Raw genomic sequence first — 16,737 nt, 5'->3', positions numbered from 1 at the left:
AAATTAAAAATGGCAACTCTTTTCCTGTGCTGGCTGTCGGCCGCCCCCCGCTGCCGGGATTCCAGAAACGCTTTGGTTTCGTCTGGAAAACTCCTCCGGAATAGGCCCTGCGTCGGGGGTCAAAGCCCGCAGGAATGGTCGTCAGGTGACCAGGGCTCGACCGGCGGCAAACGCCTGCTGTAGTAGAAGAACCGGGGCCGGTCGCGCCTTTCCGCGAATTAGCCCATCAAATTAGAATGTGGTCCAACCGGGGCCGTTGGCTAACTGACGCGCCGGGTTCGAGTCGGTTTGCCCGCTGAATCGATTTTAAATCAGTATGGACACAGCCGCTCAAAAATCACAGTCCAGCCCGTCTTCCCAGCGCCCCGCTAAGATTCTGGTCGTTGAAGATTCGGCTGATCAGTGGCTTTTATTCCAGAAAGCCATTCAGCAGGTCAATCCTCACCTGATCCCGGTTCTGGCCCGAGATCAGCCGGAGGCCGTCGAATTCCTGGAAAAAGAACTCCGGAATGAGTCTTCATCCCTGCAATTGATTCTTTTGGATTTGTATCTTCCCCGGCGCAAGGAAGGCTGGCAGACCCTGCAGACGATTCAGGCTCTATTACCCCCCGCCAGACAGGTGCCTATTTTCATTTTAACGTCTTCCCACGATCTGGAGGAAACCATTGATAGCTATCAACAGGGAATTCAATCGTACCTAATTAAGCCGAAAACGTTCCCCGACTGGCTGAGCTGCTGCCAGATCCTGAGTGATTACGTGCTGGCCTATGCCCACCGCTGAACGACCAGGGATTTCCCGTCTTTGCGGTTTTAACTAAAAAAACCGCAAAGACCCGCTTTACCAGACGTAGGTGCCCACCGCCCCGGCGGCCAGCGTTGCCGCGACCTGTTTGCCCTGGTAGCGGAGGGCAAAAGACTGGGCCGACCCGCCGGGGTTCAGCACAATCACGACCCGGCTGCTGTCGGGTGTTTTGAAAGCCACGTTCGGCAGTTGACCCAGGTCGGTTGACGCAATCCGAACCGAACCGGGCCGCACAAATTTGGAGGCCACGGCGATGGCGTAATACGCCGGATTGCGCCGGACCGAATCGCCAGCGAGCGTAACGGCTCCCAGGCACTGGTCGCAGCCACCCGGCGTATGCGGTTTTTGCTGGGGGTCGGCGGCCAGGTTCCATTCCAAAACCGTGCGACTCCAGTTGCGGGTGGCTCCAATGATCAACGTTTTTACGTGCCAGGCCAGATCACCCCGCAGATCGCCGGGGGCGCCCGTCCACTGCTCCGTAAAGTAGAGGTTCTTGTCCGGATGCGCCCGGTGCACTTGGGTCAGCGCTTCGATGGGCCCGGCGTACAAATGAAAGGCCGAACCGTCAACGTACGGTTTTACGTCCGGGTCGTTCAGAATGGAAATCGGGTAATCGGGCCGGTCGGCATTATGATCGTAAAGCAGGATTTTGGTATCGAGTTTAGCCGCCCGAAACGCCGGTCCCAGGCTGGTTTTAATAAAGGTTGCCTGCTCCTGCGGCAGCATCAACATACTGGGGTTATTGCCCGGATGCAGCGGTTCGTTTTGAATCGTAATGGCGTCGATCCGGATGCCTTCCGCTTGCATATCCCGAATGTAGTTCACCAGATACCGGGCGTAGGTTGGGTAGTAGTCGGGCTTCAGACTGCCGCCCTTTGGGCTCTGGTTGGTTTTCATCCAGGAAGGCGGTGACCAGGGCGAACCCAGGATTTTGATGGCCGGATTGATGGCCAGAATCTGTTTCAAAACCGGGATCAGGTGCCGCCGGTCGGGATCGAGGCTAAACCGGGTCAGTTCCGGGTCGGTCTGTCCAGGGGGCAAATCGTCATACGAAAACACGCGCTCATCCAGATCCGAAGCACCGATACTGACCCGTAGATAACTGACTCCGATGTGGTTGCCATCGGTGGCAAAGAGCTCCTGCATCAGAGCGGCCCGGGCCTTCGGCGTCATGCGGCTGAGGAGCATCGCGCTGCCGCCCGTTAGCGTATAGCCAAACCCGTCGATGGTCTGGAAGGCTTGCGCGTCATCGACCGCGATGGTCGGCGACGGCGCGGTTTCGGGGCCGAAACTCAGGCTTTGAGGTTGTTTCACGAACAGGGCCGACCGGTCCGGATTGGTCAGCCAGACGGCTACGGACTGGTTTTCGGAATGCCCCGCGTCGTTTGTTTTTCGCTGGCAACTGGCTAAAACCAGCACCAGGCCGGTGAGGACCCCGAGCATTTTGGAAGCGCGTTGCATAAGCAATGTTTTGTCTGGAAGATGAACACCCAAACGTATCATAACGACGTTTAACGACCAAAAACCGGGCGGTTTTTTCTTTATACCCCGGATTCTGGTGCGGCCGTCGGTAGCTGGAGGTGGAAACCGAAAAACCGATTTTTACCCCTGCGTTTCCAAGCTCGACGGACGAGATTTTTCGAAATAGTGCCGTTCTTCCCGCTGCGATAACGAGAAAAACCGGGTCATTTACTCGCCGGTCTGGCTGTTGGGAGCGTCAACCGGTTTGGACTCGGGGGAGCCTTTCTGGCGAAGAAAAATTGAAAGAAGCACAATGGATAGCACCGACAAAAATTCACTTTGCCAGTTTTGCAACGACTGAAACCAGAATTCATTGGTACCCATAAACTCAAACAGGGTCAGCGATTCGGGTTTGCCTTTCAGCAGTTGCTCGGTGTTGTACTGCTTCATGCCCCCAACCGCGTGTAAGAAGAACGACAACAGGAACAACAGAAAAAAAGCGATGCTGAGCGAATAGTTGTATACCCGCAGCAGCCAGCCACCCCGACGAACCGGCCAGGGCGCCCCCGCTCGCCCGGGGTCGGGCTCCCGGTCAACCTCCTCGGATTGGTCCGGGTCTTTGGACTCGGAGGAGCCTTTCTGGTAGAGGAAAACCGTTAAAAGTACATACAGACCCATTTGCAGAAATTCACTTTCCCAGTTCTCAAAAACCGACTCCACGCAATGTCCACTGGTCAGGTAGCTGACAAACGGAATCGCAGCCCGGCCATACTCGTTCAGTTCGTTATTGAAATTCTGCCAACCGGTAAACAAATTGCCGATAAGGGTGAGAAGCGTCAATACGAGCAACACGAGTGACAACCCATTTTCGCGCATTGTTTTTTTCATAGGGCAACAGGACTAGGTGAATGCGGTTTTGCCGGTTATTCGGAAAACTTGCTTTAATGCGGATTGTTTGCCTCCGGAAATGAGCCCGCCCGAATCCTCACTTTTTTGCGAATAATCCCCTTTTTATAAGCCACACGGGTTCTCTGTTGTGAAGTTGGGTCGGTTTGCTGCCGACCGACTCCGGAGGAAATAGGATAAACCACGCGATTCGCTCAGTCGATTCTGGGCCGGTCGTTTTAACCACGTACTGATATGGCAGACAAGGATTTGAAAGAGTACGAAGAAATGCTCGGCGGTGGCGAAAAAGGCGATAAGCAGAATAACGGTCCGCAGCACGGAGCAACGGGTGGACGCCGGGGCACCTCGAAAACAAACGGCAACAAAGGTGGCCATAGCGGGGGTGGTTCGAGCGGAGGCACCAAAGGCGGACACAGCAGCTAACCCCAGACAACCCCAGCCCGACATTGAGTTTCGGGCTGGGGTTTATGCGACCATTCCCTGCTTTTCGATTCGCAGATTTTCCCAAGATGTCGTATTAAAAACCGTATGCGATGAACGTAACCCTGAAAGTGTGGCGGCAAAAAAATAGCCAGACAGCCGGTAAACTTGTGGAGTATCAACTGACCGATCTGTCGCCGGATATGTCATTTCTGGAAATGTTCGACGTGCTCAACCAGGATCTGCTGCACCGGGGTGAAGACCCGGTGGTGTTCGATCATGATTGCCGGGAGGGCATTTGCGGCTCCTGTGCGATGTTCATCAACGGACGGGCGCATGGTCCCCAAACCGGCGGAGCAACCTGCCTGCTGCACATGCGTAGCTTCGAGGATGGAAGCACCATCGTCGTGGAGCCCTGGCGCGCGCGGGCTTTCCCCGTCATTAAAGATCTGGTCGTTGATCGATCGGCTTTTGACCGGATTGTGCAGTCCGGGGGCTACATCTCCGTCAACACCGGGTCGGCACCCGATGCCAACGAAATTCTGATTGCCCGTGAGCAGCAGGAAAAATCCATGGATGCAGCCGCCTGCATTGCCTGCGGGGCTTGTGTGGCGGCCTGTAAAAATGCTTCGGCGATGCTGTTCACGGCGGCCCAGGTATCCCGATTTGCGGTTTTGCCGCAGGGCCAGGCCGAACGTCAGCTCCGGGCCGAACGCATGGTTGCCCAGATGGATGCCGAAGGCTTCGGGGCTTGCTCGTTTATGGGAGCCTGTTCGGTGGAATGCCCGGCGTCCATTTCCCTGGATCATATCACGCGGCTGAATCGGGAGTATCTGGGGGCTAAACTCACTTCAAACAATGACTAAACGGAACAGCGGCCCACCGATTCTGGGCGGGTTACTTTGCATTCTGCTGATCGGATGCGGAGGAAAGAATACGTCCTCGAATGTCGAATCGCCGGGGGGCGAGAAAACCACCAAAACGGAAGTGCTCGAAACCGGGGCCGATCTGTTGCAAAACAAAGCTCCCCTCAAGGCCATGAGCATGTACCTGGACGGTTTTCATTTCTACAATGGCCACCTGGATCATCAGATGGAGGCCCATCACTACTGCACCCAACTAAACGACGATCTGGTCCAGTGCCTGATTTTTGACGGCAACGGCAAGGATGCCAAGATTATGGGCGTCGAATACATCGTTTCCGAACGCTTGTTTAAAACGCTGCCCGCCGAAGAAAAGAAGCTCTGGCACAGCCATCAACACGAAGTGAAATCCGGTAGCCTGATTGCCCCCGGTTTGCCCTTAGTGGCTGAACACGAATTAATGGAAAAGCTGGTTTCGACCTACGGCAAAACCTTCCATACCTGGCATACCGATCAGGATCTGAAACTACCCCTGGGGCCACCCCTTATCATGATGGGATTTACCAAAGAGGGCCAGTTGGCCGATAGTCTGCTTGCCCAGCGGGACAAGCGGTTTCGGGTCTCTACGTCGGAGAAACGTCAAAACCGGGCCGATATTCCGACTCCGGCCGTTCAGCCGGGGGCCAACGCCTGGGAACAGGGCGAAATCCGGCAGTTGACCATCAGTAAGGAAAAAGAAGCCCTGCCCGGTCATACGCACTAAGTGAGGGCCGACCCTTCAGTAGCAGGGGTGATGAAGGGTTTTAAACAGAATGAACGCAGCCGATTTGACAAGCTGCGTTCATTACCCCTCACCAATCAGTATTCCCTCTTCGGACCGTTCGGCCGAACAATCCATTCCCTTCTCTAACCGGTTTTTGCACCGTGGGCTCTCCCAGCAGAGAAAGAATGAGGATTCGGTCCCGACCGGGCCAAAACCTCATTTTATCGCTTTCCAGTCACCGGACAAGTGCCATTCCGGTTCTTTTTAAGGAAATGGAAGTACCGGTTTAATTTCACTAAAAACATTCACATGAAGATTGATTGGAGTATGCTGCCCCTGCTGGGTCTGCTGGCCTGCGGAGGAGGTGGCGCTGGCAGTGCCGACAGCGATAGTGGCGGGGGAGGACGCCACGCTGCGAATGAACTCGGCCGCCAGGTGAGTGGAAGTCGGTTGTTGAGCGAATCGTACCAGTATGCGATGCCGTGCGATTACATCAGCGAATCGTCGATTGAATCCATGTTCGAGCTGACAGCCGAGACGCCCATCACCTGGACGCAATCCGAGAACGCCTGCGAAGTGGTGGTGAACAACAAAAAAATAGTGGTTCTTTCCACCACCAGCCGTCGGCCTTTTGAGTCGGTTTTTCACGCCGACTATTATTTTAACCGGCTTTATCAACCCAGCGCCCTGACGAACCGGGGCCGAAAGCGGCCTTATACGGGTCCGGAGCCCGAAGGCACCGGCGCCGAAAGTCCGGCTGCGGGTACCGGCGGTAATCCGTCGGTGGAAAGCGGAGCCGTCGCGGGCGCTCCGAACGATTCAGCCCAGCACCACGCGGCACCGGGCAATCTGGCTACTTCTCAACTGAACGATAACGATGAGGAAAGGGCCGGCACGCAGCCGGTTCCGGGCGCCTGGGAAAAAGCCGTCTGGAATGCCAAAAGCCGAACGCTGCACATCCTGAATCTGCAACACGTCTTTCACATCACGGTCAATCACGGTCCTACGGCGGCCGCCGACAGCCTGAATGCCGCTAAACTGGGCTCCTTGCTGATCAAGGATGTAGAGGACGAGGCCAATCAGGGAGATCACCCCATTTATTAATCCCGGACGGGATTGCAGTCGAAACAGCGTATTTAAAAGCAATAGTCAATTAAATCAAAATCAGTTAATTAATCCATTCGATATGAAAACCATTGAAGAATTCATGGAGCACACGATTCAGGATCTGTACTCGGCCGAAACCCAGGCACTGGACGCCATGCCCCAATTGATCCAGCGCGTGCAGAGCGACCAGTTGCGGCAGGCTATGGAGGTTCACCAGCGGGAAACCGAGCAGCATGTGCAGCGGCTGGAAGTGATTGCCCAGCAAATGGGCATCGAGCCGGATGGAGAAACGTGCCTGGCCATGCAGGGCCTTATTGATGAGGCTCAGGATTTACTGGAGCAACTCGAAGATGGTCAGTTGGCCGATGCCGCCATTATTGGAGCGGCTCAAAAAATGGAGCATTACGAAATTGCTTCCTACGGAACGGCCCGAACGCTGGCGCAGCAGGCTGGTCAGACCCAAATTGCCGATTTGCTGCAAACGACCTTAAAAGAAGAAAAGGCAACCGATGAAAAGCTGACGTATATCGCCACCACGTCCGTCAATCAACAGGCGGTTCAATCGTAATACAACCTGAATAAGACCGCAACCGCCGGAGTCGATTCGGAGGGTTGCGGTCTATTTTTTTAGGTCGAACTGAAGGGAAACACCGGACAGTGGTCCCGGTGGCATACCTTACCGGTTTTCCAGTAGCTTTTTAAAAAGCAGCGCATCCTGAAACATGTGGATGTTGTTGAAAAAGACGTACGACCGCTGGCTTTCGGGCAGGAGTTCCAGCAGGTCCGACAGTTCCTGCTCTTCGTATTGGTACCGCCAGCCCTGGCGTCCGTGAAGGCGAAAATAACACTGGTCCGGTGTGACGGTCCGGGCGGTAAACGGATCGACCACGTGCCAGAGGCTAAGGGTCTGGCACAGGTCTTTCACCAGCTGCCGATCCCACGCACCACGGGGTTCCCAGGCCAGGTTCAGCTGCTGACGGTCGATGCCGGAAAAGAAGCGTTCCAGATTCGCAACGTTTTCCCGGGTGGGTTTGAAACTGGCCGGACATTGGAACAGGACGGTTTTTGCCGCCAGGGCATTGGCACAGGCCAGGGTCAGTTGCCAGGCTTGCTGCACGAGTTCCGATGGTTTAAACGAACCGGCCTGCTGGCGATCTTCTTCCGAAAGTGGCTGTTTTAAGCGCTTGTACGTCGGGCTGCGGGCTTCGTGGGTGATGAGCTGCCAGGCTTTGAGCGTGAATTCAAATTCGGGGGCGAGTTGCCGACGCCAGTTTTCCAGGGTAGAAAGCCGGGGGGGCTGGTAAAAGGTTTGTTGCACTTCCACACCCGACAGAAATTGGGCATAGTCGGTTTTCGGGCGGGGAAAACCGCAGGTGCCAATTGTTACCTTGTTCATCATCAAGCAGCAAAGAAAAACACGTAGACGGTTTTCACGAAACCGGGAGCCGGTACTTGACGGAAAAAGTTGCTCCGAAAACCGGCCGGTTTTCGGAGCAACTTTTTCCGTCAAGTACGGCCTACTTCTTTCGGCGGAACAGCATAAAAACCGCCACGGTGACCGCTGTTCCGATGAGCACTTTTTTGGTTAGGCCCTGCGGGTTGTGTTTCCATTCCGCTTTCCAGCCTCTTTCGGCGAAAATATTGGGAACGTGCCCCTGTTTAAGGTCATCGATGATGCCTTCCATCACGTTGACGCGGTCGGCCAGCAGCAGCGGCAGCCAGTGACCGTATTCGGATTCGCTGTATTTGAAGGCATACCGGCGGATCGCTCCACTCCAACCGGAAGGAGGAGTTGATGTCCCAAAAACCGCACTGACCGTGGGTCGTTCGGTGGAACGAAGGACTTCCACGTCAACCGGTTGCTGGGTGGGCCGTTCCCAGGTATAGCCCCGTTGCTCGTCCAGTCCGTCGAGGCCTTCCGGCCGGTTTCGAATCGGGTACGTCGGATCGTTTTTCGGATCGGCATCGATGCCCCAGCCCTTGATGTGCGAATAATCCCGGGCAATTGCTTTTGAATCAGTGGTTGTATTTTCCATTGGCGTTTACATTCTGGCAGAGGGTGGAATAAGAACAGGTTTGATGCAGTTGTCGAGCTTATCGGAAAACATTCGGTACGCGTCGGCCGCTTCTTCCAGCGGAACGCGGTGCGTGATGAGCGCTTTCGGATTTAAAACGCCGTTCTGAACATGCTCAATGAGCCGCGGCAGCAACCGTTTGACCGAAGCCTGGTTGGCCCGCAACGTCAGCCCTTTGTTGACAACGTTACCGATTGGGACCAGGTTGTCGGTTGGCCCGTAGACGCCTACGATGGAAACAATACCGCCTTTTCTGACGGAGTTGATCGCCCAGTGCAGGGCCGTTGCCGAACCCGCCTGCAGCAGGGTTTTCCGACCGGTTATGGTTTGCAGGGCGCTACCGGCCGCTTCGGCGCCGACCGCATCGATGACCACATCGGCGCCCATCCAGTCGGTAATTTTCTTGATAAAAACGACCGGATCATCCATTTCCTTGAAGTTATAGACTTCACAGTTGGCGTAGTTGCGGACAAACTCCAGCCGGTATTCGTATTGATCGAGGACGATAACGCGCCCCGCGCCAAACAGCCAGGCACACCGGGCGGCCATGATTCCAACCGGACCCGCGCCAAAAACGACAACCGTATCGCCGGGTTGAATACCGCCCATCTCAGCGGCCTGATAGCCCGTCGGCACCACATCGGTCAGCATCACGGCATCATCCGGGTCCATACCGGGTGGAATCACCGTCGGTCCCACGTTGGCGTAAGGCACCCGAACAAATTCGGCCTGCCCGCCGTCGTAGCCCCCCGCGGTGTGGGAGTATCCGAAAATGCCGCCCACCGCCGTGGCCTGCGTGTTCGATTCATGGCAATTTCCGAACAGCCCCTGGCGGCAGAAATGACACTTGCCGCAGGCAATGTTGAAGGGCACCAGTACGTGATCACCCACTTTCACCTTGTGGACTTCCGATCCAATTTCTTCGACAATTCCGATGAATTCGTGTCCGAATGTCATACCGACCCGCGTATCCGGCACATTGCCATTGTAGAGGTGCAGATCGGAACCGCAAATACAGGAGCGGGTTACGCGAACAATCGCATCTTCAGGATGCTTGATTTCGGGCATGGGTTTGTGACTGACGCGAACCCGTTGCGGTCCGCGGTAATTCATGGCTAGCATAGAACTGAGGTTTACATTTGCAATTTCCGAAACCGGCTATTGCATGATAACTTTCGAAAATGAGCAGTGAGTTTAATTAATGAGCATCCGGCCCCGGGAGTCATTTTCAGAAACCCTGTTTTCAAACTCAGGCAGGCCGTTGTGTCCGTTGAATAGCCGTATCTCTCCAAAACGCCTTCCAGCCAACCGCGCAGAAACCGCATCAGGATACTCAGAGCTTCGCATGGGGCCGTAAAATTCAGGCCCTAAATTAGCAGCAACCCCCGTAGCTCCGGTTGATGGAGAAAGCAGGGCGTCCCGTTCAGGAGTGGGTTTGAGGATCATTCGGTTGCCGAATTTGGCTGGATCGGACCCGGTCCATACCACTGGTCTGGAAGCGTTGATGCCGATTCGGGAAAGGCGGCTTGCCATTCGCAGGGTGGTCGTTCCCGCCAATTCGATCAGGCCGGGAATTCAATGAACCGAGTAGTTGCCGCCGTGCAGCAGGATGACGGCTTTCCGGCAGGATTTTCGGGTGCGACGTTGCGTGGCTATCCCACGGTATTGCTTTCCAGCCCGTTAGCCGTTGACAATGGGTAAAAAGACCCTGAAAGTGGCTCCGTTTCCTGGCTCGCTGCTCGCCGTGATGGATCCTCCGTGGTTCTCCGCCACCCGCTGGCAAATGGCTAACCCTACCCCGGTGCCAGGATATTCGCCTTTGCCATGCAATCGCTGAAAGACCTGAAAAATCCGGTCCAGGTACTTGGGATCAAATCCAATGCCCTGATCCTGTACGCTTAGCTGATAGTAACGTTTTGCGGAATGAGCCGGACGAGACGTTTGCGGCAAGTCGGTTGCAAGCTGCTCCGTACAGGATATTTTAATCCGGGGGGGCAGATTCTCCGGAGTGAATTTCAGGGCATTGGAAAGCAGGTTCTGAAACAACTGCCCCAATTGAGACTCATCGCCTTTGACCACGGGCAACGAGTCCACTTCAATCTGGGCATTGCGTTGACCGATTGCCCAATCCAGTGTATTGAGCACTTTGGTAATAATAGCATTCAGGGAAACATCGCCAAAATTCTGCTGACGGGTCGAAATGCGGGAATACATCAGCAGGTCGCGAATCAGAATCGACATCCGCTCACCGGCTGAGGCCATACGCATCAGCATATCCGTTCCCTGCTCACCCAATTGGGCACTGAACTGCTGCTGAAGAATGCTGCTAAATGATTGAATCTTGCGCAGCGGTTCCTGCAGGTCGTGGCTCGCAATGTAGGCAAACTGCTGCAAGTTTTCATTCGACCGTTTCAGATCCCGCACCGAGATTTCCAGTTGCTGGGTTCGCTGGCGGACTTGCTCATCCAAATGGCTCGAAAAGAGCCGGTAACGCTCCTCGCTCTGGCGCAGGGCGGTTTCGGCCCGGGCGCGTTCGAGAGCCGCCCAGGTGCGTTCGGCCACCTCTTCCAGAAGATTAAGCTCCTGCGCTGAAAAATCATGGGGATTTTGATAGTGGATAAACCACGCGGCCAACAGGTGGCCATCCTTAATTAAAGGCTTGCTAACGGCCGCGCCCAATTGCAGCAAACGGCGAGCTTCTTTCTCGGAGTCGGTAAGGGTGGAATCTGCCGCTATATCAGGGCGAATCACCGTTTGTCCCGCCCGAAAATCCTTCATCAGCAACGAGTCATAATCCGCGTACCGGTAGACACCCTTGATATCCGCTACGCCATTGATGTAGTTTCGGGTCACGGCAAATGTCTCGCCATCGCCCCGATCTTCCGCGAAGCCGACCCGGTTAGCTCCCAGATAGTCTCCCAGCACACAAGCGGCCTGGTACTGAATCTCGTCCGGGTCGGCCAGTGGACGCAGGCGATCACTCAGCAGAAGCAGAAAGGCCTGTCGGGCCTCGCTCTGGCTTAGAGTCTGTTGCGCCAGAATGGATTGGGTTATCTCCTGTACAATGCCACTAAACCGGGTGAGCTGTCCCTGCTGATTGCGGATGGTTCGCCCTTTTGCCTGTACCCAGCGGAGCGCATTCGTATCGTTGAGAGTCCGAAAAACGACATTGTGTTCCTGCGTATTGGCAGGGTTCAGCGCCAGCGCGTTGGCTTTCGCTACCCGCTCCCGATCATCCGGATGAACCTGCGCCAGAAGGATGGCGGCCGATACGTCGTTTTCGGGAGCCAGCCCGAATAGTTGCTTACAGATCGTCGACCACTGAACGAGTCCCGTCACCAAGTTATAATCCCAGGTGCCAATCCCGGCGGCTTCCAGCGCAAAGCGTAATTGCTCGTTTTCAACCACCAGGTCACTTGCGGCCAGATCAGGTAATGTACTCATGAATTCGCTTCCGGGTTGTCGTGGCGACCCAGACGTTGGTAATAGCTAATGGATGAATTGCCTCTTTCTAAAACCGTTGTTTTGTCGGCGAAAGCTCCTACAGTTTAGACAAAACTTTTGAGGTAATCAAATGAAATTTCAATCAGGCGGGAATCTTCGCCAACACGACAATGAACACACTAGCGGGTAAACCAAAACAAAAAAGTACGTGCTGTTCTCCTAAGCGATTGACTTTCAATAGCCATCAGTCGGGGAAAAGCCAGCGGCTTGCTGACTGCAAGGATGCGGCCCGCCTGTTATGAGTTGCAAAGATTTTGTGAGCGGGTTCGCTCGCCAGGTTCGATAGGAATAAAAAACCGCCGGTTGAAGAACACCCGTCTTGCCTTTTTTCACGACCCCGATTGCTGGATGGCCACCGGCTGAGTCATAATCCTGATCCGCACCACTCCCGGAGTTGGTGGTGGACCAGCAGCTGCTGGTCCACCACCTATTGCTGAACCATTTTCAAATAACCGAGGTCTTTCCGTCTAATAATATATCTAGTTATTTTTACTCATTGAATTTAATAAGTAATAACTTGCTGGCCTATAAACCATAAACTACACTGGCAGTCTGGTAATCAGGCTGTTTTTGTCGGAAACGTAACCCCTTTTATGAACAAATCTTCGGAACTTGCTTTCAAGGCCGCCCTGGTTTTGATTGGATTGATTGGCCTGTGCATCCTCCTCAGTCTTTTTTTGTTGTGAGCCGAGCAGAATACGGATTAAGCCGCCAGCCCAAATTCCTGGGTGGCAAAATCGGGTTCTGCCGCCGGCAGTAGCCGCTGAATCTGATCGAGCAGCAGGTGATTCGTAAATGGTTTGGGTAAAAATGCGTCGGGGGAGGCCGTTATGACGCCTTGACGGGCGATGGTCCGCTCGGCGGCAGACATCAAAACGACAGGCGGTTTTAGCGAACGGCTTTGCAAAAAAGACAACACATCCAGACCGCTAAGTCGGGGCATCATCAAATCGAGCAAAATCAAATCGGGGCTGTAGTCTGGCGTGTTTAACCACTTGAGGGCTTCCAGTCCATCATTGGCAACAACAACCTGAAAGCCTGCCTGAGTCAATTGAATGGTTAGTACCATTCGGTAGGTCGCATCATCATCAACGACCAGAATTCGTTTTCTCGTATTCATCGGTGGGCGCTACGGCGGAGTAGCATTTAGATACACGTTACCTAACAATTGCCAGCGAGTGGTCTGGCCATGGATGTGGATTGCCAGCAGATCGGTCTGAGTTAGTTGAGCCAGTAGGGGAGGAACCAATAACGCAGGCTGATTGAGCTATTAAAGATTACCGTTTGCTAATAAATAGACAAGCGACAGGAAAAGAAATATAAATACTTAACAAAAAAAGTGAGAGTACGGTTATGTCAGTTGAGTATTTGGCGCTCTTAGAACGATTCCGCTCAGTGGAAATCAATTAATTATCAGACATAAATGTAAGAGTGCCAGTCATTGCAATTTAGGGAAGATTACTTAGATCACCGGTCCGGAAGACCTGGCCGGTGATTGACTGTCCTGTTTAAAGCGAAGGATATTTAATAAGTTTTCGATAGACCAGATGAATGAAGCGATGAAGGAGCTTGTCTTTTTAGGCGATCCGATGTCTTGTTGGTCTACAAAATCGCCATTCAAACAAAAAGCGCCCGAAATCTGATCAATCCGATCCTGATTTTGTTATATGGGTCAAACAGCCACCGGTTGGCTTGGTAAGCTAGTATGGACTTCAAAACCAGTGTCCTTTGTACTTTAAACTGGAGGCTTGCCGCCGAATTAAGCCGGGATTGCCCAGCCTTTCCAAAGGATACCGGCAAAAACCGGGCAGATCACGTGGGAAGGTCCGTAGGCCTGCACCACCTGTCGTCCTACAGGGTTTTGGAGGCCGGGCGCCACGGATGCTCCAGGTGTCAGCGGCAGATAGGGGAAAAGGCAATTAACACGCTCGTCGACCTGAGAAACCTAGCCGGATGTCAGGAAACGTACCTGCCTGAACGGCTAGGAGTGACCGGATCATGGTAACCTTCGGTCATCCGTTCCAATCGAAGGTTTTTCAGCTAATCAACAGGATCATCAATAAACTTAAAAGCAATAATGCCGGTAACAAAGGAGAAGAAAAGAATTGCCATCTTGGGAGCGGGACCCAGCGGCCTTTTTATGTACAAGAGACTGATTGAAGCCAATTCCGCGGGCTGGGAAATTGATATTTTTGAAAAGAACACGCAACTTGGGGCCGGCATGCCTTACAGTCCAGAGGGCGCCACGCTTGAACATGTCACCAATGTGTCAGGAAACGAAATTCCGGCTATGGTTATCTCATTGGAGGAATGGGTGCAAACGTTGCCCCCCGACGTGCTCTCCCCCTTCGGCTTAGATCCCAACCGGTTCAACGAATACAAGGTGGTTCCCCGGCTTTTATTCGGACAATACCTGGCCGCCCAGTTTGAATTTTTACTCGAGCGGGCCCGCCGGGAAGGACTCCAGACCCGCGTTCATCTTTCCAGCAGGGTCACCGACCTAATTGACCGGCCGGATCAGCAGAAAGTAGAGGTTATCAGTACCGCGCCCGAAGTCGCCTTGTTTGATGCCGTCATCATCTGCACCGGCCATGACTGGCCTAAAACGTACGAAGGATCAATTCCTGGCTATTTTGACTCGCCATATCCGCCCACCAAACTGGCTTTGCCGCTCAATCATCCCGTTGCGCTACGGGGTTCATCCTTAACGGCCATTGATGCGATTCGAACGCTGGCCCGCCACAACGGAATTTTTAAACCGCAGCCGGACGGTACGTTAAGCTACGAACTGGCACCTGAAAGCCCCCACTTTCGGATGGTGATGTATTCCCGCAACGGATTACTGCCTGCCATTCGGTTTCATCTGGAGGAGTCGCTGCTATCAAAAGATGCTTTGCTAAGCCCCGAAGAGATTGCCGCGAACCGGGCTGCCAATCAGGGGTTTCTTTCCCTGGATTTTGTCTTTGAAAAACTCTTCAAGGAATTTTTCAAAGACAAAGATTTGGCGTTTTACCAGCGGATTCAGGCCATGCAGATGGAGGAGTTTGTTGAAATGATGATGGAACAACGCGAACGGCGTGAACCCTTTGAACTCTTTCAAAGTGAATACCGCGAAGCCGAGCAGTCCATCCGGCGTCAGCAGTCAATAGTCTGGAAGGAACAACTGGCCATTTTAAGCTACGCGATGAATTACCCGGCAAAATATTTTTGTGCCGAGGACATGCAACGGCTACAGCGTTCGCTGATGCCCCTAATTTCCGTCGTCATTGCATTTGTCCCCCAACGCTCGGCGCAGGAACTGCTGGCGCTGCACCAGGCCGGCATTTTAAGCATCCATTCGGTCGGTTCCGATAGCCGGGTGGAACCTGAAAAAAAGGGTGGGATCACCTACCATTACAAAAATGAGCAGCAGGACCAGTCCGCGGTTTATCAAACGTTCGTTGACTGCGTGGGGCAGCCTCATTTAGCTTTCGATGATTTTCCGTTTAAAAGTCTGATCACGAATGGGACGGTCAGTGCGGCCCGGTTGAAGTTTCAAGCGGAAGAAGAGGGGCGTCGGGCGAAGGACCAGGATGACCAAAGTGTCGAGACAGATGGCCAGGGAGGCTATTATCTAAAGGTGCCGGGTTTGGCAATCAATGATTATTTCCAGGTAACGGATGCCAACGCGAGGGCAAATCCCCGGATTTATATCATGGCGGTGCCGCACATTGGCGGGTATAATCCCGATTATTCCGGACTGGATTTCAGCGAAACGGCCTCGGAGTCAATCGTAAAATGCCTGCTGGAAGATTAGTCCGTGGGGGCAATGGTGATCGTGTAGAATCACCATCAGGCAGAATGACAATACCGGATTGAATGCAGTGAATCAGCTGCCATGCTCAAGTCAATACCGCCTTTTGATTGGGTCTGTGGCACCGGAAGAAAAAGAGTTGGCTGACAAAATCTGTATATGGATAAAGCCAGGTAACTACCGCCAGTCTACTCATTAAAACATTCTACGCCTACCCGCTGTTATTAGCCCGGGATTACGATTGAGGAGGAGATTGTACAGAGAGTATCAGAATAGCCAGACGTGTAGTCTGGCTATTTTTTTGCCCACCCATCCGGCATCTCACGTTCCACCCTGTTAAAAGCCGGTTTTTGGCCGGCTCCTGGTAATCCGTTGAATTTCATCTTAATTAACGCTCCGGCCAGTGCGAGACGAATGCAGTGACAGACTTGCCGTATCGCGCTCCTGACTTTGCAGCGGTTTTACCTATATTTACCCATCAAACAAGACGATTCACCGAGCAGGTTAATCATTTAAGTCTATGACCAACTCAATTATTGGTGCCTGGCGATTGCTACGGTTCGACGCTAAAAATGTTGTCACCAATAAAGTGTATCAGCTTTATGGGCCTGACCCCGTTGGCACTCTACTTCTTAGTGAAGACGGTTATATGTCAGTGGCTATTATGGCCAGAAACCGAACCGATTTCCCGGTTGAATCCCTACAAGGGGCGTCAACAGAAGCAAAAGCTCATGCCTGTGAAACCTATTTGTCGTATTCGGGCCGGTGGCGGATTGAGGATACTAAAATTTTTGTCCACGTCCTGGTTTCCCTCTTACCGAACTGGACCAATAAAGAGCATTACCGGCGGTTCCATCTGGAAGCGGATACATTAACGTTCCAAACGCCCATTCTACAGACAGGCGGTTCCGAAACGGTTATTGAGCTCAGTTGGGCCAGAATGAGCTAAAATAGGTAGGAACAAAGGCCCTGTCGGGCGGGCCGGCGCGTCCGATTCTGGAGGGGGCTCAACCCGCATGTGCCGAGAAGTGGGGGCTGTTGGA

17 protein-coding genes are annotated in these 16,737 nt (G+C 53.5%); 9 read left to right on the top strand and 8 right to left on the bottom strand.

Annotated elements, in window-relative coordinates; all coding sequences use genetic code 11:
* Positions 1-9: 9 nt before the first annotated feature.
* Entirely contained in the window at positions 10-183 is a 174-nt protein-coding gene (locus ACYVHX_RS13640) for a hypothetical protein (RefSeq protein ID WP_460672205.1), read from the top strand.
* 133 nt (positions 184-316) lie between these two features.
* Positions 317-781 carry a response regulator gene (locus ACYVHX_RS13635; protein ID WP_460672204.1) on the top strand — a complete coding sequence of 155 codons (465 nt, stop codon included), beginning with the start codon at positions 317-319 and terminating at the stop codon, positions 779-781.
* Between the two features lie 57 nt (positions 782-838).
* Here the strand turns inward: ACYVHX_RS13635 and ACYVHX_RS13630 are convergent, their stop codons facing one another.
* Complete coding sequence (locus ACYVHX_RS13630) at positions 839-2,263, bottom strand: glycoside hydrolase family 30 protein (RefSeq protein ID WP_460672203.1); 1,425 nt, start codon at positions 2,261-2,263, stop codon at positions 839-841.
* 228 nt (positions 2,264-2,491) lie between these two features.
* The gene (locus ACYVHX_RS13625) at positions 2,492-3,151 is read right to left on the bottom strand and encodes a DUF6766 family protein (RefSeq protein ID WP_460672202.1); all 660 of its coding nucleotides are present in this window, start codon (positions 3,149-3,151) and stop codon (positions 2,492-2,494) included.
* Between the two features lie 252 nt (positions 3,152-3,403).
* On the opposite strand from ACYVHX_RS13625, the gene ACYVHX_RS13620 reads away from it, so the two are divergent.
* The 5 genes from ACYVHX_RS13620 (at position 3,404) to ACYVHX_RS13600 (ending at position 6,890) form a co-directional block, all read left to right on the top strand.
* The gene (locus tag ACYVHX_RS13620) at positions 3,404-3,592 is read left to right on the top strand and encodes a hypothetical protein (protein ID WP_460672201.1); all 189 of its coding nucleotides are present in this window, start codon (positions 3,404-3,406) and stop codon (positions 3,590-3,592) included.
* 110 nt (positions 3,593-3,702) lie between these two features.
* Positions 3,703-4,455: a succinate dehydrogenase/fumarate reductase iron-sulfur subunit gene (locus ACYVHX_RS13615; RefSeq protein WP_460672200.1), complete on the top strand. Its 753-nt coding sequence runs from the start codon at positions 3,703-3,705 to the stop codon at positions 4,453-4,455.
* The gene (locus ACYVHX_RS13610; RefSeq protein WP_460672199.1) at positions 4,448-5,215 is read left to right on the top strand and encodes an OBAP family protein; all 768 of its coding nucleotides are present in this window, start codon (positions 4,448-4,450) and stop codon (positions 5,213-5,215) included. Before ACYVHX_RS13615 ends, ACYVHX_RS13610 begins: the two co-directional genes overlap by 8 nt.
* A 309-nt stretch (positions 5,216-5,524) precedes the next feature.
* Complete coding sequence (locus ACYVHX_RS13605) at positions 5,525-6,319, top strand: hypothetical protein (protein WP_460672198.1); 795 nt, start codon at positions 5,525-5,527, stop codon at positions 6,317-6,319.
* An 82-nt stretch (positions 6,320-6,401) separates the two neighbouring features.
* A complete protein-coding gene (locus ACYVHX_RS13600) occupies positions 6,402-6,890 on the top strand; it encodes a ferritin-like domain-containing protein (RefSeq protein WP_460672197.1) in 489 nt (162 codons plus the stop codon).
* 108 nt (positions 6,891-6,998) lie between these two features.
* On the opposite strand, the gene ACYVHX_RS13595 is transcribed toward ACYVHX_RS13600, so the two are convergent.
* From ACYVHX_RS13595 to ACYVHX_RS13570, 6 genes are all read right to left on the bottom strand, one after another.
* Positions 6,999-7,718 carry a DUF72 domain-containing protein gene (locus ACYVHX_RS13595; RefSeq protein ID WP_460672196.1) on the bottom strand — a complete coding sequence of 240 codons (720 nt, stop codon included), beginning with the start codon at positions 7,716-7,718 and terminating at the stop codon, positions 6,999-7,001.
* Between the two features lie 121 nt (positions 7,719-7,839).
* Complete coding sequence (locus tag ACYVHX_RS13590) at positions 7,840-8,358, bottom strand: hypothetical protein (RefSeq protein ID WP_460672195.1); 519 nt, start codon at positions 8,356-8,358, stop codon at positions 7,840-7,842.
* A gap of 6 nt (positions 8,359-8,364) precedes the next feature.
* Entirely contained in the window at positions 8,365-9,519 is a 1,155-nt protein-coding gene (locus ACYVHX_RS13585; RefSeq protein ID WP_460672194.1) for a zinc-dependent alcohol dehydrogenase, read from the bottom strand.
* Positions 9,520-9,591: 72 nt separating this feature from the next.
* Positions 9,592-9,930, bottom strand: a complete 339-nt coding sequence (locus tag ACYVHX_RS13580; protein ID WP_460672193.1) for a hypothetical protein — start codon at positions 9,928-9,930, stop codon at positions 9,592-9,594.
* A gap of 147 nt (positions 9,931-10,077) precedes the next feature.
* Positions 10,078-11,841, bottom strand: a complete 1,764-nt coding sequence (locus ACYVHX_RS13575) for an ATP-binding protein (RefSeq protein ID WP_460672192.1) — start codon at positions 11,839-11,841, stop codon at positions 10,078-10,080.
* A 763-nt stretch (positions 11,842-12,604) separates the two neighbouring features.
* Positions 12,605-13,021, bottom strand: coding sequence for a response regulator (locus tag ACYVHX_RS13570; protein WP_460672191.1), 417 nt, complete (start codon positions 13,019-13,021; stop codon positions 12,605-12,607).
* A gap of 957 nt (positions 13,022-13,978) precedes the next feature.
* Here ACYVHX_RS13570 and ACYVHX_RS13565 point away from each other — a divergent pair.
* Both ACYVHX_RS13565 and ACYVHX_RS13560 read left to right on the top strand, forming a co-directional pair.
* Positions 13,979-15,697 carry an FAD/NAD(P)-binding protein gene (locus tag ACYVHX_RS13565; protein ID WP_460672190.1) on the top strand — a complete coding sequence of 573 codons (1,719 nt, stop codon included), beginning with the start codon at positions 13,979-13,981 and terminating at the stop codon, positions 15,695-15,697.
* A gap of 517 nt (positions 15,698-16,214) precedes the next feature.
* Positions 16,215-16,643 (top strand): lipocalin-like domain-containing protein, encoded by a 429-nt coding sequence (locus ACYVHX_RS13560; RefSeq protein WP_460672189.1) that lies wholly within the window; start codon positions 16,215-16,217, stop codon positions 16,641-16,643.
* Positions 16,644-16,737: the final 94 nt, after the last annotated feature.

It is taken from the genome of Larkinella ripae (assembly GCF_054780775.1).
Note: the sequence above shows the minus strand (reverse complement) of the source record. Positions and strands in the feature narration are given on the sequence as shown.

Bases quoted from the DNA above. Each gene is read 5' to 3' on its own strand.
- ACYVHX_RS13630 (WP_460672203.1), bottom strand. From the start codon at position 2,263: ATGCAACGCGCTTCCAAAATGCTCGGGGTCCTCACCGGCCTGGTGCTG.
- ACYVHX_RS13615 (WP_460672200.1), top strand. From the start codon at position 3,703: ATGAACGTAACCCTGAAAGTGTGGCGGCAAAAAAATAGCCAGACAGCC.
- ACYVHX_RS13635 (WP_460672204.1), top strand. From the start codon at position 317: ATGGACACAGCCGCTCAAAAATCACAGTCCAGCCCGTCTTCCCAGCGC.
- ACYVHX_RS13570 (WP_460672191.1), bottom strand. From the start codon at position 13,021: ATGAATACGAGAAAACGAATTCTGGTCGTTGATGATGATGCGACCTAC.
- ACYVHX_RS13580 (WP_460672193.1), bottom strand. From the start codon at position 9,930: ATGGCAAGCCGCCTTTCCCGAATCGGCATCAACGCTTCCAGACCAGTG.
- ACYVHX_RS13585 (WP_460672194.1), bottom strand. From the start codon at position 9,519: ATGCTAGCCATGAATTACCGCGGACCGCAACGGGTTCGCGTCAGTCAC.
- ACYVHX_RS13605 (WP_460672198.1), top strand. From the start codon at position 5,525: ATGAAGATTGATTGGAGTATGCTGCCCCTGCTGGGTCTGCTGGCCTGC.
- ACYVHX_RS13600 (WP_460672197.1), top strand. From the start codon at position 6,402: ATGAAAACCATTGAAGAATTCATGGAGCACACGATTCAGGATCTGTAC.
- ACYVHX_RS13640 (WP_460672205.1), top strand. From the start codon at position 10: ATGGCAACTCTTTTCCTGTGCTGGCTGTCGGCCGCCCCCCGCTGCCGG.
- ACYVHX_RS13560 (WP_460672189.1), top strand. From the start codon at position 16,215: ATGACCAACTCAATTATTGGTGCCTGGCGATTGCTACGGTTCGACGCT.
- ACYVHX_RS13620 (WP_460672201.1), top strand. From the start codon at position 3,404: ATGGCAGACAAGGATTTGAAAGAGTACGAAGAAATGCTCGGCGGTGGC.
- ACYVHX_RS13565 (WP_460672190.1), top strand. From the start codon at position 13,979: ATGCCGGTAACAAAGGAGAAGAAAAGAATTGCCATCTTGGGAGCGGGA.
- ACYVHX_RS13610 (WP_460672199.1), top strand. From the start codon at position 4,448: ATGACTAAACGGAACAGCGGCCCACCGATTCTGGGCGGGTTACTTTGC.
- ACYVHX_RS13590 (WP_460672195.1), bottom strand. From the start codon at position 8,358: ATGGAAAATACAACCACTGATTCAAAAGCAATTGCCCGGGATTATTCG.
- ACYVHX_RS13595 (WP_460672196.1), bottom strand. From the start codon at position 7,718: ATGAACAAGGTAACAATTGGCACCTGCGGTTTTCCCCGCCCGAAAACC.
- ACYVHX_RS13625 (WP_460672202.1), bottom strand. From the start codon at position 3,151: ATGAAAAAAACAATGCGCGAAAATGGGTTGTCACTCGTGTTGCTCGTA.
- ACYVHX_RS13575 (WP_460672192.1), bottom strand. From the start codon at position 11,841: ATGAGTACATTACCTGATCTGGCCGCAAGTGACCTGGTGGTTGAAAAC.